This window comes from Enterococcus durans NBRC 100479 = LMG 10746 (assembly GCF_001544215.1).
GTDB lineage: Bacteria > Bacillota > Bacilli > Lactobacillales > Enterococcaceae > Enterococcus_B > Enterococcus_B durans.
In genome coordinates this window covers 1-15,876 of sequence record NZ_BCQB01000001.1, presented here as the reverse complement: position 1 = coordinate 15,876, position 15,876 = coordinate 1, and the positions used below count along the sequence as shown (strand labels likewise).

At 39.1% G+C, this 15,876-nt stretch carries 11 protein-coding genes and 1 pseudogene; 11 read left to right on the top strand and 1 reads right to left on the bottom strand.

The window, feature by feature from the left end; genetic code table 11:
- Positions 1-103 precede the first annotated feature (103 nt).
- Entirely contained in the window at positions 104-4,342 is a 4,239-nt protein-coding gene (locus ED2_RS00055) for a 2-hydroxyacyl-CoA dehydratase (protein WP_016177406.1), read from the top strand.
- A gap of 393 nt (positions 4,343-4,735) precedes the next feature.
- Positions 4,736-5,443, top strand: coding sequence for a GntR family transcriptional regulator (locus ED2_RS00050; protein ID WP_005880442.1), 708 nt, complete (start codon positions 4,736-4,738; stop codon positions 5,441-5,443).
- A gap of 227 nt (positions 5,444-5,670) precedes the next feature.
- On the opposite strand, the gene ED2_RS00045 is transcribed toward ED2_RS00050, so the two are convergent.
- Entirely contained in the window at positions 5,671-6,309 is a 639-nt protein-coding gene (locus ED2_RS00045; protein WP_016177407.1) for a YigZ family protein, read from the bottom strand.
- Positions 6,310-6,437: 128 nt separating this feature from the next.
- Here ED2_RS00045 and ED2_RS00040 point away from each other — a divergent pair, with 128 nt between their 5' ends.
- From ED2_RS00040 to ftsX, 9 genes and pseudogenes are all read left to right on the top strand, one after another.
- Positions 6,438-6,725: a DUF7662 domain-containing protein gene (locus ED2_RS00040; RefSeq protein ID WP_025479974.1), complete on the top strand. Its 288-nt coding sequence runs from the start codon at positions 6,438-6,440 to the stop codon at positions 6,723-6,725.
- Positions 6,726-6,823: 98 nt separating this feature from the next.
- A pseudogene (locus tag ED2_RS14615) lies at positions 6,824-7,149 on the top strand (PTS sugar transporter subunit IIB).
- A gap of 201 nt (positions 7,150-7,350) precedes the next feature.
- Positions 7,351-8,625 (top strand): DEAD/DEAH box helicase, encoded by a 1,275-nt coding sequence (locus ED2_RS00035; RefSeq protein ID WP_016177409.1) that lies wholly within the window; start codon positions 7,351-7,353, stop codon positions 8,623-8,625.
- Positions 8,622-9,308, top strand: a complete 687-nt coding sequence (locus tag ED2_RS00030; RefSeq protein ID WP_016177410.1) for a ComF family protein — start codon at positions 8,622-8,624, stop codon at positions 9,306-9,308. The genes ED2_RS00035 and ED2_RS00030 overlap by 4 nt, the downstream gene beginning before the upstream one ends.
- 135 nt (positions 9,309-9,443) lie before the next feature.
- Positions 9,444-9,998 carry a ribosome hibernation-promoting factor, HPF/YfiA family gene (gene hpf, locus ED2_RS00025; protein ID WP_005880431.1) on the top strand — a complete coding sequence of 185 codons (555 nt, stop codon included), beginning with the start codon at positions 9,444-9,446 and terminating at the stop codon, positions 9,996-9,998.
- Between the two features lie 220 nt (positions 9,999-10,218).
- Positions 10,219-12,753, top strand: a complete 2,535-nt coding sequence (gene secA, locus ED2_RS00020) for a preprotein translocase subunit SecA (protein ID WP_005880429.1) — start codon at positions 10,219-10,221, stop codon at positions 12,751-12,753.
- Between the two features lie 132 nt (positions 12,754-12,885).
- Positions 12,886-13,984, top strand: a protein-coding gene (gene prfB, locus ED2_RS00015; protein WP_185777032.1) for a peptide chain release factor 2 whose coding sequence is annotated in 2 segments (ribosomal slippage) — positions 12,886-12,957 and positions 12,959-13,984 — 1,098 coding nt in all. Because the reading frame shifts where the segments join, the coding sequence is not laid out codon by codon here.
- Positions 13,985-14,094: 110 nt separating this feature from the next.
- Entirely contained in the window at positions 14,095-14,781 is a 687-nt protein-coding gene (ftsE, locus tag ED2_RS00010) for a cell division ATP-binding protein FtsE (RefSeq protein ID WP_005880425.1), read from the top strand.
- Positions 14,774-15,658, top strand: coding sequence for a permease-like cell division protein FtsX (gene ftsX, locus ED2_RS00005; protein ID WP_279594352.1), 885 nt, complete (start codon positions 14,774-14,776; stop codon positions 15,656-15,658). The genes ftsE and ftsX overlap by 8 nt, the downstream gene beginning before the upstream one ends.
- Positions 15,659-15,876 lie beyond the last annotated feature (218 nt).

Below are 15,876 nucleotides of genomic sequence, written 5' to 3'. Positions count from 1 at the left end.
ATTGCAAAAACTTAAAAAGGTACCTAAAATATACATAAGTAGTATAACAGACAATTTGTTATATATTCAACAAGGTGTCCGTTAAAAGAGAGTGGGAGAAAATATGAGTTTAAAAGCGGGGATCGATGTCGGTTCGACGACCGTCAAATTAATTGTAATAGATGAACAAGGAAAGACGATTTATTCTAAGTATGAACGACATTACTCAGATGTCAAAAAAGCAGCGTTACAAACATTGAGAGAAGCGCAAAAGTTGGTTGCTGAGCAGCCTCTTTCGATTGCAATCACAGGATCGGGTGGAATGGGATTAGCAGAGATGTTAGATATCCCCTTTGTTCAAGAAGTTATTGCCTGTACACGAACGGTAGAGGAAATCATACCGGAGACAGATGTCGCAATCGAATTAGGTGGTGAAGATGCGAAAATCACATTTTTTGAAGGTTCTTTGGAACAGCGGATGAATGGTAGTTGTGCAGGAGGCACGGGAGCTTTTATTGATCAAATGGCTTCTTTACTTAAAACAGATGCAAATGGAGTCAATGAATTAGCTAAAAATTACCAACAAATTTATCCGATCGCTTCGAGATGTGGCGTTTTTGCAAAAACGGATGTTCAACCACTGATCAATGAAGGTGCTGATCGTTCAGATATAGCAGCGAGTATCTTTCAAGCTGTCGTGAATCAAACCATTGCTGGACTTGCAGCTGGTCGTAAAATCAAAGGGAAAGTCGCATTTTTAGGTGGACCGCTTTACTTCATGTCTGAACTTCGTCAACGATTCATCGATACGTTGAATCTAGCCCCAGAAGATGTCATTTTCCCAGAAGATCCGCAATTGTTTGTGGCGATGGGCGCAGCATTTTATGCAGAAGAAGCTGAGCCAACCACAATGGCGAAACTCATTGACACGTTAGAAAATGGGAACCAAGCCCAATTAAATCCTTCCAAGACATTGACTCCTTTATTTAAAGATGAAAATGAACTTGCTCAATTTCGTCAAAGACATGCAAAAGCACAGGCTTCAGAAAAAAAACTTTCTGAACATCACGGTGTTGCATTTTTAGGCATCGATGCAGGATCAACTACAACAAAAGTAGTCTTGATAAATGAAGATGGCGATATCTTATTTTCTTTTTATGGCAATAATGAAGGCCAGCCTTTGGAAACAACGATGGCAGTTTTAAAAGACCTTTATGAACAGTTACCAGAAGATGTCTATATCGGAAAAGCAGCTGCCACTGGGTACGGTGAAGCATTGATCAAGAATGCACTCAAAGTCGATATTGGTGAAGTTGAAACAATGGCACATTATAAAGCTGCAAATTTCTTTCAACCAGGTGTTGACTTTATTTTAGATATCGGCGGACAAGACATGAAAGCTATGACTATCAAAGAAGGTGTGTTATCTTCGATTCAGCTAAATGAAGCTTGTTCTTCAGGTTGTGGTTCCTTTATTGAAACATTTGCCAAATCTTTGAAATATGACGTAAGAAGTTTTGCGCAAGCAGCAGTCGAGTCGCAAGCACCAGTTGATCTAGGTTCACGTTGTACTGTTTTTATGAACTCAAAAGTAAAACAAGTACAAAAAGAAGGGGCATCTGTAGGTGATATCTCTGCAGGACTTTCTTATTCAGTTATCAAAAATGCATTATATAAAGTAATCAAAGTAAGAAGACCAGAAGAACTTGGAGAAAAAATCGTTTGCCAAGGTGGCACTTTTTATAATGAAGCTGTGTTACGTGCATTTGAAATGATTAGTGGCAGAGAAGTCGTTCGTCCATCCATTGCAGGTCTGATGGGGGCTTATGGAGCTGCTTTGATTGCACTGGAAGATTACGAGATTGGTGATGAAAGTACGATTCTTTCTTTAGAAGAATTGGCTCAATTTACTTCTGAAAAAGAATTCACTCATTGTGGTCTTTGTGAAAACAATTGTATGTTAACTGTCACTCTTTTTTCTGATGGACGACGTTTTATTACAGGAAATCGTTGTGAACGCGGCGCACGTATCAAAATCAAAAAAGAAGTTAAAAAGGTCAACTTAGTCGATTATAAGTACCGTCGTTTGTTCAAGTACCGTCCACTTCGAAAAAAAGAAGCTGTCAATGGAACGATCGGGATACCTCGTGTACTGAATATGTATGAAAATTATCCACTATGGCATACATTCTTTTCTGATCTAGGATTTAGAGTAACTTTATCTCCTCGTTCAAACAAAGAACTGTATGAACAAGGAATGGAAACAATTCCTAGTGATACGGCTTGTTACCCAGCTAAATTGACACATGGTCATATCCAAGCACTAATTGACTCGGGTGTCTCAAGAATCTTTTATCCAGGGGTCATCTTTGAACGTCCTGAATTTGCGGGTGCAGACAATCATTTCAATTGTCCGATCGTACAAAGCTATCCAGATGTCATCCGCAATAATGTCGATGATATCCGCGCAGGCAAAGTAGATTATCGCAATCCTTTTCTGAACTTAGCAAACGAAGCGTCTGTTGCAAAAGTCCTACATCAGACATTTTCTGATTTTGGTTTCACAGAAGAAGAAGTAGCAACAGCTTTGCATCATGGTTATGAAGAACTCGATTCTTTTAAACGAGATATTCAACAAAAAGGTGAAGAAACGTTAGTTATGTTGAACCAGAAAAACCAACGAGGAATTGTTCTTTCTGGCAGACCGTACCATTTAGATCCAGAAATCAATCATGGGATCGCTGAAGTCATCACACAAGAAGGATTTCATGTTTTGACGGAGGATAGTATTTCTCATCTAGGGGATGTAGGAAATCTTCGTGTGGTCAATCAATGGGTCTATCATTCACGTTTATATGCAGCTGCAAGGGTAGTCGCAAAATCGAAAAATCTTGAATTGGTTCAACTAAACTCATTTGGTTGTGGGATCGATGCGGTCACAACAGACCAAGTGGAAGAGATCATGGATCAATATGGCAAGATCTACACGGTGCTTAAAATTGATGAAGGATCGAATCTAGGTGCCATCAGGATCCGGTTACGTTCACTAAAAGCCGCAGTAAATGAACGAGAAAAACGACAATTTGAACCTGTAAAACGGTTTGAAGAACCTGAAAAAATTACTTTTACGAAAGAAATGAAGGAAAAACATACACTGTTATTACCGATGCTTAGTCCGATCCATCAATCAGGTTTAGTGGATGTTGCACTAAATGCTTCTGGATATCATGTGGTGTGTCTACCAGCAGAAGACAATGAAGCAATCAATGTTGGCTTGAAGTACGTCAACAATGATGCTTGTTACCCTGCAATCATTTCGATTGGTCAGATAGTTGAAGCACTTGAAAGTGGCAAGTATGATTTGGAAAATACAAGCGTCATGATGACACAAACTGGCGGAGGCTGCCGAGCAACGAACTATATCCCACTTTTACGTAAAGCATTGAATGATGCTGGCTTTGGACAAATCCCCGTTGTTTCTATCTCAATGGGAAATCAAGGGGTAGAGTCTAATCCAGGATTTAAGTTTACTTTGCCTATGCTTAAACGTGTAGCTATTGCCTTTTTATATGGGGATCTCTTCGAAAGAGTCGTTTATCGCACACGCCCTTATGAATTGGAAGAAGGCAGTATCGATCGATTGTATCAAGAGTGGCTGAAAAAAGTAGAAAAGAATGTGCGTAACGGTTCAATCACTTTATTCAACAGCAACATGAAAAAAATCATCCAAGCGTTCGATACCGTTCCGATTTCTTCTGAAAAGAAACCCAAAGTTGGCGTAGTTGGCGAAATTTTAGTGAAATACTCACCTACAGCGAACAATGATATCGTTCGACTATTAGAAGCAGAAGGTGCTGAAGCAGTCGTTCCAGACATCATCGGTTTTATGAACTATTCGTTGTATAACCAAATTTGGAAGTATGAACAACTTGGAATGTCAAAACAAAGTAAATTACTTGCTCAATTTGCAATCAAAATGATCGAATGGATCGAAAAACCAATGGATAAAGCATTGCGCAAATCTGAACGTTTTGACGGAATCCAATCGATCGATGACTTGGCGAAAGATGCTAGCCAGATCCTTTCAATCGGGAACCATACAGGTGAAGGGTGGTTCTTGACTGGTGAAATGATCGAATTGCTAAAAAATGATGTGCATAATATCGTCTGCATGCAACCTTTTGGCTGTTTACCAAATCATGTCGTGGGCAAAGGAGTGATCAAAGAATTACGTCACCGCTACCCTAATGCGAATATCGCAGCCATCGATTATGATCCAGGTGTATCCATCGTCAACCAGTTGAATCGTATCCGTTTGATGATGGCAACAGCAAATAAAACGTTGGAGAAACAGAAAGCGTGAGCGTACATTTCTACTTCTGAATAGTAAAAAATATTTTTTGAAACAGTTCTATTGTGAGGGTGAGGCTAAGACAGAAGCGTTCAACCCAGAGAAATAAGTAGGGATTCATGAAAATTGCTTTTTAGCTTTAGATGGGTTTCGACTTAATTCAAAAGGAGTTGCTTCTGCTCCCACCGTTTCGAGAAGAGGTCGAGACAAAAGTCGTTTAGGTTTGAGAAATTGGAGAGAAAAAGGAACAATACGTTTTTTGTATTGTTCCTTTTTTGGGGGAAAAGCCAAGATCATCGAAAGATTGCAAAAAAGAGGGGATTTAGCTAGAAGTGGTACTCTTTTCGGTTGTGAATCAGGTATATACCAGTTATAATAGAAGAAACGAAAGGACGGGTATACGATATGTCGAATCAATTACCAGTATATATACAAATTCATGATCAGATCAAAAGTGAAATCGAACAGGGCATCTGGAAAATCGGTGATCGTCTTCCTTCTGAAAGAGAATTAGCTGTAAAATTCAATGTCAGTCGAATGACTTTGAGACAAGCGATTCAGAATCTAGCTGATGAAGGGATCTTAGAAAGAAAAATCGGTTCAGGTACATATGTCGCGCGTAAAAAAGTACAAGAAAAGATGACAGGTGCGACAAGTTTCACTGAAATCATGGAATCACAGAACCGAGTACCTTCCAGTCGAACGATTTCTTATTTTTTGACATCTCCTAGCTCTAGTGAGATGGAAAAATTGAATCTGCAAAAAGAAGACACGATCTTACGTATGGAACGTATTCGTTACGCAGATGATATTCCAATCTGTTTTGAAGTAGCAAGTGTTCCTCAAAAAATCATCGATGCATACAGCAAAGCTGAAATAACCGAGTCGCTTTATCGAACGCTTGAAGAAAAAAGCGGAAATAAGATCGGGGCAGCAAATCAAACCATCACAGCTGTGTTAGCATCTGAAAAGATCGCTGAGTATTTGGAGATCAAAAGAGGTGATGCGGTGTTGCGTTTGAGACAAATCTCTTATTTTGAAGACGGCACGCCATTCGAGTATGTACGTACGCAGTATGTAGGCAATCGTTTTGAATTTTATTTAGAAAAATAGTAGCAGGACATCTATTGGATAGAGGCTAGAACAGAGGTATTTAACTTCAAGGATCAAGTGGAAGGAGTTAAACATTTCTGTTCTAGCCTCTTTTTTGAAATTTCCGAAAAAAATGACTTTTGGACATCGTTTATTGGGAATTGGAGTCTATAACAAAACTGGTTTTTAGATTTGGCCTACGCTATTCATTTTTTGAGTGTCGACAAACAACAAACGGGTCACTTGACTTATTTATTGATCAGTTGTTCATGATAAGAAACAGCACCATCGGTAAATGAGACTTGACCGTTCATCAACTCAATGAGGGATTCTTTAAAAGAAGCCACGCTATCTTCTGTGACCAAACAAACTACAGTCACTTTATCTGTATAATTCGTTTCTTTGATCGTTAGCTGATTGAGTGTAAGATAGTTTTCTAATTTGCCTAATTGAGGATAGGTGATATGAACGGAAATCTCTTGTTGCAAGGTCCCTTTTACGATCCCAATCTCTTCTAAAGCATGTGAAACGGCATGCGTATACGCTCTGATCAGCCCCCCAGTACCAAGTTTTGTACCACCGAAATAGCGGGTAACGACCGCTATAACATTGATCAGTTCATTTTTTTTCAGCACTTCCAACATCGGTACACCAGCCGTTCCACTTGGCTCGCCATCGTCACTGCTTCTTTGGATCTCATTTTTTTCTCCGATCACGAATGCACTACAATGATGATTTGCTTTCCAATGTTCTTTTTTTATTGCTTGAATAAAATCTTTTGCTTCTTCTTCACTTGTGACTCGTTTGAGAGAGCAAATGAAACGTGATTTTTTGATTTCGATTTCACTCTGTCCGTCTTCTTTGATCGTTTGATAACTATGAAGCATGGTACTCACCTCTTTCACATTACAGTCAATAGTAAAAGTATAATGAATTCAGTCCATTGTTTCAACATTTATAACGCTTGCGAAATCAGAAGAGTGTGCGATAATAAAAGGAGAGAGGTGAGATGGGGATGAAAGAACGTACAAAAAAATATGATGCCATTACGCAATATTTAAAAAACAATGGCGGCTCGCAAATTACTCTGACATTTACTCAAATCGATGAACTGCTCTTTCCCAGTTATGGCCTCCCTAAATCTGCCAGACAAAGTACTGATTGGTGGGCGAATGATTATAAGCATCCTGAAAAAGGTGCATATGGTTGGATAAATGCTGGTTACGAAGTAGTGGTAATCAATCTAAAAAAGGAATATGTTGTTTTTAATCAGCTAGTTAAATCAAGTTGGTTATTTGATTGAATGAAATTTTAAGAAACCGTTGACATTCTCTTTCTATTTTGTATAATAGGCACACAGGCGAAAAGAAAACGCTTGCTTTGTAAAAAGGAGAGAGTAAAATGACAAAGAAAACAATCATGCTCGTGTGTTCAGCTGGGATGAGTACCAGCTTACTTGTAACAAAAATGCAAAAGGCTGCCGAAGAAGAAGGAATCGACACAGATATTTTTGCAGTATCCCCGCTTCTGATGCAGATAATCATTTAGCCTCAAAAGAGGTAGATGTTCTATTATTAGGGCCACAAGTTCGTTTTATGAAAGCTGACTTTGAAAAGCGGTTAGAACCAAAGGGGATTCCGTTAGATATCATCAATATGGCTGATTACGGTCTGATGAATGGCGAAAAAGTATTGCAACAAGCGCTTCGTTTGATCGAGTCTAAATAATAAATTGGCAGGTCTGGAGGAGTGTTTGCTTCTGCTCCCACCGTTTATTTGTTTTTAAAGCATGAGACAAAAGTGTTTCTCACTTTTGTCCCACGCTCTTTTTTTATAATCCTCTCGTTTTGGCATATTTAGTTATGGGAGGTGATCCGAGTAAATACTAAGCTTTACGGGAGGCGATTACTCACAAGAGAACTGAACGAAATGGAAGAACCGTCTTTTCAAACGATTCCCTATAAAAAAGTCCCAGCAGTTGTTTTGGAAAAAAATTGGCTCATCTGCGGTCGCTGTGGGACAAGAAACCGAAAAAAGAACTGTCGATTAACTGAGAACCTTTATTATTGTACCCATTGTCTATTTTTGGGACGTTGTGATAGTAGCCAGCAGTTATTTTTGTTTTGTCAGCCGTCATTACCAAAACGTTCCGTTGCATTTGCTTGGACTAGCCAACTAACCTTTTTGCAAAAAACGATTTCAGATGCTATCGTCAACAGCCCAGCGAAACAGCATCATTTGATCTGGGCAGTCACTGGGGCAGGAAAAACGGAAATGCTCTATGAAATAGTGATGAAAACCTTAAAGATGGGTAGCAGAGTCGTCTTGTCTTCGCCAAGAGTGGATGTCTGCAATGAATTATTTCTCCGCTTTGATAAAGTATTTCCAGAAGAAAATATTTTGCTGCTTCATGGAAAAACAAAGCTACCTTACCGATTTAGCCCATTTGTGATTTGCACGACACATCAACTTTACCGTTTTTATCAAGCCTTTGATTTGGTTGTGATCGATGAAGTGGATGCATTTCCTTATGCAGACGATCAAGGACTTTCCTTTGCTGTGCAAACTGCGATCAAGCCAACAGGTAGATTTATCTATTTAAGTGCTACGCCGGCTGAACGTTTATTAAAAGAAATCCGTATGGCGTTTCAAATACACCGTTTGCCTTTGCGTTTCCACCAGCGATTACTTCCTGAACCAAAGCTATTTTTTTGGAATGCTTGGCAGAAAAAATGTCTGTCAGAGAAGAAGGTCCGCCCTTTGATACGCAAACTTGAACAGTTATTGGCACAAAATCATGTATTGCTTTTTTGTCCAAGCATCGAGATCATGGAACACTTGACACGACTTTTGATGGAAAAAATGCCAGATTATAGAATAGCAGATGCTTCTGCTCGCGATCCAGATCGCATAGCGAAAGTGGCAAAAATGCGAGAAAAAAAGTATGATATCCTACTGACAACGATGATTCTTGAGCGAGGTGTGACTTTTGAAAAAGTCTCAGTGGTCGTTTTAGGGGCGGATCATCGTGTATTTACAAAATCCTCATTGGTACAGATCGCTGGAAGAGCAGACAGAAAAGGTGCTTTTTCAAATAGTGAAGTGTACTTTTTCTATGAAGAAAAAACAACAGCTATTATCCAAGCTTGTCGCGAAATTAAAGAGATGAATAAGCAAGGCAAAAGATTGCGAGGTCAAAAATGAAATGTTGCTATTGTCATTGCCGTTTGATACACGACTTAAGCATCAAGGAACTTTTTTGGCGAGTAAAAAAAGTTCCGCAGTTATGCAGTGATTGTACTGCGTTGTTTCAGCAAATTCCTGAACAAGGAAGATGTCCGCGTTGCACAAAGCAGATCACGGAGAAGAGTAAGATCTGTCAGGATTGTTTCACATGGCAAAACAAGTTTCCTGATTATGATTTTGTCCATCAAGCTTTTTTTGTGTACGATCCTGCCTTTCAAGAATGGTTGAATCAGTATAAGTTTATGGGAGATATCCGCCTTTCAGGAACATTCGCTACTTACTGGAAAAATTTACAAAAGCAACACCCAGAAGCCATTTTTTGTCCAGTTCCTCTATCAAACGAACGATTAGCTGAGAGAGGCTTCAATCAAGTGAGTGAAATGCTAGTAGCAGCGGAGGTTGATTATCAGATGTTAGTGACTCGTATCCATCACTCAAACCCACAAGCAAAAAAAACAAGAAATGAGCGATTAGCCAGCATCCAACTATTTGGTATTAAGGTCGATCCGTCTGGAATAAAGGGGAAAACTATTTTTGTGATCGATGATGTTTATACGACTGGGCAGACGTTATTTCATGTAGCCAGTTGCCTTTTGCCTCATCAACCAAAGAAAATCCGGACGTATTCTTTAGCGCGATAAATAAATATTAGAAACTGATGGAATTGATAGCGATTTAGTTTGCAAATACATTAGAGTTCGATATAATAGTATTAAGAAGAGGGAAAGAGTGGTCCTTCTCCTTCTTGATTGTGGTAGACGAAAGGGGTAATTTTTATGTTTAGATATAATGTACGCGGTGAAAATATCGAAGTGACTGAAGCGATTCGGGACTACGTTGAGAAAAAAGTAGGAAAATTAGAACGTTACTTCAGTGACGCACCAGATGCTACAGCCCATGTAAATTTAAAAGTTTATACTGAAAAAACAGCGAAAGTGGAAGTAACCATTCCATTACCTTATCTTGTATTACGCGCCGAAGAAACTTCACCAGATCTATATGCAAGTATCGATTTGGTCGTTGATAAATTGGAACGTCAAATCCGCAAATTCAAAACAAAAATCAACCGTAAATCTCGCGAAAAAGGAATCAATGCAGCAGATGCGGCGGTTTTATTCAATAATGAAGCTGATGGAAATGAAAGTGATTCTGAATTAGATATCGTTCGTACGAAACGCTTGTCATTGAAACCAATGGATAGTGAAGAAGCGGTTTTACAAATGAACATGTTGGGTCATAATTTCTTCATTTTTGAAGATGCGGACACAAACGGTACAAGTATCGTTTACCGTCGTAAAGATGGAAAATACGGTTTAATCGAAACAGATTGATAAATAACAACTAAATCAGTAAAAATTGACTTGCAGCACTCTTAAAAGGGGTGTTGCGAGTCTTTTTTCACTTTTTCTAAGATGAGGAAATATGAATTAATTATGAAGTTCTCACTTTAATCGTCTTAAGATATTTCAATTACTAGTGACTAATGCTAAAATGGAAGGTATAGTCTACATAGTCTGGATAATATATGTAAAAAAGGAGATTACACAACGTATGGCCAATTTTATTCGTTCGATTATCGAAAATGATAAAAAAGAACTAAAACGTTTAGATAGCATTGCCAAAAAAGTCGAAGCCCACGCTGACGAAATGGCAGCATTAACAGATGAACAATTACAAGCAAAAACAGCTGAATTCAAAGCTCGTTATCAAAAAGGTGAAACATTAGATCAATTATTACCTGAAGCATTTGCGGTCGTTCGTGAAGCGGCAAAACGTGTTTTAGGTTTATACCCATACCATGTCCAATTAATGGGTGGGATCGTCCTTCATGATGGGAACATTCCTGAAATGCGTACTGGTGAAGGGAAGACGTTGACTGCCACTATGCCAGTTTATTTGAATGCATTGACTGGAGAAGGGGTACACGTTGTTACAGTCAATGAATATTTGGCAACTCGTGACTCCACAGAAATGGGAGAACTATACAATTTCTTAGGCTTGACGGTAGGATTGAACATCAATTCAAAATCAGCAGATGAAAAACGTGAAGCTTATCTTTGTGACATCACGTACAGTACGAATAACGAATTAGGGTTCGATTATTTGCGGGACAATATGGTCGTTTACCGTCATCAAATGGTTCAACGTCCATTGAACTATGCAATCGTCGATGAAGTAGACTCCATTTTGATCGATGAAGCAAGAACACCGTTGATCATTTCAGGACAAGCAGAAAAATCAACTGCTTTGTATACAAGAGCTGACAATTTTGTCAAACGATTGAAGGAAGAAGAAGATTATAAAATCGATGTTCAGTCTAAGACCATCAGTTTAACAGAAGCAGGAATCGAAAAAGCAGAAGAAACTTTCGGCTTAAAAAACCTATATGACATTGAGAATACAGCATTGACACACCATCTTGACCAAGCGTTACGGGCAAACTATATCATGCTCTTGGATATCGATTACGTTGTTCAAGAAGGCAAAGTATTGATCGTTGACCAATTTACAGGACGTATCATGGATGGACGTCGTTATTCAGATGGATTGCATCAAGCAATCGAAGCAAAAGAAGGCGTAGAGATCGAAGACGAAACCAAAACAATGGCTACGATCACCTTCCAAAATTACTTCCGTATGTATAAAAAACTTTCAGGAATGACAGGTACAGCAAAAACGGAAGAAGAAGAATTTAGAGAAATCTATAACATCCAAGTTTTCCAAATACCAACCAACCGCCCAGTTATTCGTGATGACCGAGCAGATCTATTGTATCCTACATTGACAAGTAAGTTTCATGCAGTCGTCCAAGATATCAAAGATCGTTACCGCAAAGGGCAGCCTGTACTAGTAGGTACTGTCGCAGTCGAAACCTCTGAACTGCTTTCTGATCTATTGAATCGTGAACGGATTCCTCATGAAGTCTTGAATGCGAAAAATCACTTTAAAGAAGCAGAAATCATCATGAACGCCGGTCAAAAAGGCGCAGTTACGATCGCAACCAATATGGCTGGACGAGGAACAGATATCAAGCTTGGTCTTGGTGTTCGCGAATTAGGTGGTTTAGCCGTTATCGGGACAGAACGTCATGAATCTCGACGTATCGATAATCAGCTGCGTGGACGTGCTGGTCGTCAAGGGGATCCAGGGATGTCTCAATTTTATCTTTCATTGGAAGATGATTTGATGAAACGATTTGGTTCTGAACGTATCAAAGCATTCTTGGACCGTATGAAGATTGGTGAAGAAGATGCTGTGATTCAAAGCAAAATGCTATCTAAGCAAGTTGAATCTGCTCAAAAACGCGTAGAAGGAAATAACTACGATACACGTAAAAACGTCTTGCAATACGACGATGTAATGCGTGAACAACGTGAAGTGATCTATAAACAACGTCAAGAAGTCATCATGGAAGAAAAGAGCCTTTCTAAACCATTGATGAACATGGTCAAACGCACGATCAGTCGTGTCGTCGATGCGCATACACAATTAGAAAAAGAAAATTGGAATCTGGAAGGGATCGCTGATTTCGCTGGTAGTACACTTGTCCATGAAGATAGCATCTCTGTTGACGATCTAAAAGGAAAAGAACCACAACAAATCAAAGAATACTTGAATGAATTAGCACAGGAGATCTTCAATACAAAAGCCGCTCAACTGAACGGTCCTGAACAATTGCTTGAATTTGAAAAAGTAGTGATTCTGCGAGTGGTCGATTCAAAATGGACAGATCACATCGATGCGATGGACCAGTTACGTCAATCAATCGGTCTGCGCGCCTATGGACAAAATAATCCATTAGTTGAATATCAAACAGAAGGCTACAAAATGTTTGAAGACATGGTCGGAGCCATCGAATATGAAGTTACACGTATCTTTATGAAGGCAGAAATTCGTCAAAATGTGCAACGTGAACAAGTATCACAAGGCGAAGCAGTTCAACCGACAACTGGTGACGCAAAAGAAAATAGCAATACAAATGCGAAAAAACAACCAGTGCATGTGAACAAAGTAGGCAGAAACGATCCATGTCCTTGTGGAAGCGGAAAAAAATATAAAAACTGTCATGGAAAAGATGAAAACTAATTTTTGACAGTAAAGTTGGTGAGATCGGTTCTTTTTGATTAAGAATTGACTCACCTTCTTTCTGTTAAGAAACGATTCTGGTAAACTAAAGATACTTAAAATAAATTGTAGTCAAAAGAAAGAGGGATAAATATGGAAATTTCAGAGATTCGCAACCTATTATCTGAAATGCGAGAAAAGGTCACAAGTTTCAGGAGGTCTCTTTGACTTAGACCAATTAGAAGAAGATATCGCTGAAGCAGAAGCTAAAATGGCGGAACCTGGATTCTGGGATGATAGTGAAGCCGCTCAGAAAGTAATCAACGAAAATAACGCGAACAAAGAAACCTATGACCAATTCAACGCATTAGCAGAAGAATTGGAAGAATTAGAGTTGATGGTGGAGATGCTGCAAGAAGAACCAGATGCACAAATGCAGCAAGAAACAGAAGAAAGACTGCAAACATTAGATGAAAAAATGAAAACCTATGAATTAGCGATGCTGTTAGATGGACCGTATGATCGGAATAACGCAATTATTGAGTTGCATCCAGGAGCAGGTGGTACAGAATCGCAAGACTGGGGAAGCATGCTCTTACGTATGTATACTAGATGGTCGGAACAACATGGCTATCAGGTGGAAACTCTTGATTATCAAGCAGGAGATGAAGCTGGAATCAAAAGTGTCACCTTGCTGATCAAAGGCCATAATGCTTACGGATATCTAAAATCAGAAAAGGGTGTGCACCGACTTGTACGGATCTCGCCATTTGATTCGGCGAAGCGTCGTCACACGTCCTTTTGTTCAGTAGATGTCATGCCAGAACTAGACGAAACGATCGATGTTGCAATCAATCCCGATGATTTGAAAATCGACACGTATCGAGCAAGTGGTGCGGGCGGACAGCATATCAATAAAACAGAATCAGCTGTACGGATCACCCATCTTCCTACAGGTACGGTAGTTGCCAGTCAAGCGCAACGGTCACAATTGAAGAATAGAGAACAAGCAATGGGCATGCTGAAAGCGAAACTTTACCAACTTGAAGTGGAAAAGAAAGAACAAGAAGCTGCCACTTTGCGAGGAGAACAAAAAGAAATCGGCTGGGGATCACAGATACGTTCTTATGTTTTCCATCCATATTCAATGGTCAAGGATCATCGTACGAATGTTGAAACTGGGAATGTCCAAGCGGTAATGGATGGTGACCTAGATATCTTTATCGATGGTTATTTAAAGATGCATCTTTGATTAGTTGAAGATAAATGATAAATGACATAAAATTGTAAGATTTTGAAAGCAAGATGAAACATTACCATGCTATAATGGTAAAAGACTGAAAAAGATATGGAGAGAACGCCATGATTGAAATGAAGGATGTAATGAAGAAGTACTCAAATGGTACGACTGCAATCCGAAATCTTTCGGTTGTTATCGATCAGGGAGAATTCGTCTATGTAGTTGGTCCATCGGGGGCTGGTAAATCTACATTCATCAAATTGATGTATCGAGAAGAAAAAGCTACAAAAGGAACACTGAATGTTGCTGGACATGATTTGTTAGAAATCAAAAATCGTGAGGTTCCTTATCTGCGCAGAGAGATCGGCGTAGTATTCCAAGATTATAAGTTACTCCCAAGAAAAACAGTATATGAAAATGTTGCTTATGCGATGCAAGTTATCGGGCGTAAGCCTCGAGATATCAAAAAACGTGTCATGGAAGTATTAGATTTAGTGGGATTGAAACACAAGGTCCGTGTATTTCCAAGTGAACTATCTGGTGGGGAACAGCAACGGGTTTCGATTGCACGAGCAATCGTCAATACGCCTAAAGTACTGATTGCAGATGAACCTACTGGAAATCTGGATCCCGAAAACTCATGGGAAATCATGAAATTACTGGATCGGATCAATGCTCAAGGAACGACGGTCGTTATGGCAACCCATAACAGTACGATCGTTAATACAATTCGTCACCGGGTAATCGCCATTGAAAATGGTCGGATCATTCGTGACCAAGCGGAAGGGGAATATGGATACGATGATTAGAACCTTTTTCCGTCACATATTAGAAAGTATCAAAAGTTTGAAGCGTAATGGCTGGATGACAGTTGCTTCAGTCAGTGCTGTAACGATCACATTGACTTTAGTTGGTTTATTTATGGCAGTCATCATGAATGCAACCAAAATTGCTGAAGACATCGAAGGAAATGTAGAAGTTTCAGTTTTCATCGATATTGGTACAAATGAGAAAGATATGAAAAAACTCGAAAGTGAGTTAAAAGAAATCGATCACGTAAAAAATGTGACATTTTCAAGTAAAGCACAAGAACTGAAAAAAATCCAAAATGCGATGGGTGACTCATGGAGTCTTTTTGAAGGAGACAATAATCCTTTATATGACGTATATGTTGTTAGTACTACTGATCCATCCCATACCAAAGAGGTATCAGAAGCTGCTGCTAAGCTAGCAAATGTTTCGCGAGCAGATTATGGTGGAACCTCTTCCGATAGGATACTTAAGATTGCTAGCGCTGTTCGTACTTGGGGATTAGCTGCTGCTGCGTTGTTATTATTCATTGCTATGTTCTTGATCTCCAATACGATCCGGATCACCATCCTTTCACGTCAAAGAGAAATCCAAATCATGCGACTGGTTGGTGCTAAGAACGGCTATATTCGTTGGCCATTCTTTTTAGAAGGTGGCTGGATCGGTTTGATTGGTGCAATCATTCCTGTATTGATCATCACATTTGGTTATGATCAAGCATTCCAAGCACTGAACCCAACACTTTTACGTTCACATTATTCAATGATCCATCCTCAAGATATTGTATGGAAAATCAATCTATTGATGGTTGGTATCGGTGTGATCATCGGTTCATTAGGTTCAATTATTTCAATGAGACGTTTCTTGAAATTCTAAAAGACTTTTGTTTGCTCCCTCATTTTGCAAGGAGCGATCAAAGTCAATCCAATATACACAAAATAGAATAAAGAAACTGACCCAATAATTTAAAACAAAAAAGCATCTCTTGTTAAATTCACGTTATAATGAATTCAATAAGAGATGCTTTTTCAATGGAATCATCTTAGTCGATTCAGGTCAAAAAGGTGTACAGATAAAATAAGAGAAAATTCTGG

What these genes read in the sequence shown, in the direction of transcription:
- ED2_RS00055 (WP_016177406.1), top strand. Translation starts at nt 104, where the DNA reads ATGAGTTTAAAAGCGGGGATCGATGTCGGTTCGACGACCGTCAAATTA.
- ED2_RS00050 (WP_005880442.1), top strand. Translation starts at nt 4,736, where the DNA reads ATGTCGAATCAATTACCAGTATATATACAAATTCATGATCAGATCAAA.
- ED2_RS00045 (WP_016177407.1), bottom strand. Translation starts at nt 6,309, where the DNA reads ATGCTTCATAGTTATCAAACGATCAAAGAAGACGGACAGAGTGAAATC.
- ED2_RS00040 (WP_025479974.1), top strand. Translation starts at nt 6,438, where the DNA reads ATGAAAGAACGTACAAAAAAATATGATGCCATTACGCAATATTTAAAA.
- ED2_RS00035 (WP_016177409.1), top strand. Translation starts at nt 7,351, where the DNA reads ATGGAAGAACCGTCTTTTCAAACGATTCCCTATAAAAAAGTCCCAGCA.
- ED2_RS00030 (WP_016177410.1), top strand. Translation starts at nt 8,622, where the DNA reads ATGAAATGTTGCTATTGTCATTGCCGTTTGATACACGACTTAAGCATC.
- hpf (WP_005880431.1), top strand. Translation starts at nt 9,444, where the DNA reads ATGTTTAGATATAATGTACGCGGTGAAAATATCGAAGTGACTGAAGCG.
- secA (WP_005880429.1), top strand. Translation starts at nt 10,219, where the DNA reads ATGGCCAATTTTATTCGTTCGATTATCGAAAATGATAAAAAAGAACTA.
- ftsE (WP_005880425.1), top strand. Translation starts at nt 14,095, where the DNA reads ATGATTGAAATGAAGGATGTAATGAAGAAGTACTCAAATGGTACGACT.
- ftsX (WP_279594352.1), top strand. Translation starts at nt 14,774, where the DNA reads ATGATTAGAACCTTTTTCCGTCACATATTAGAAAGTATCAAAAGTTTG.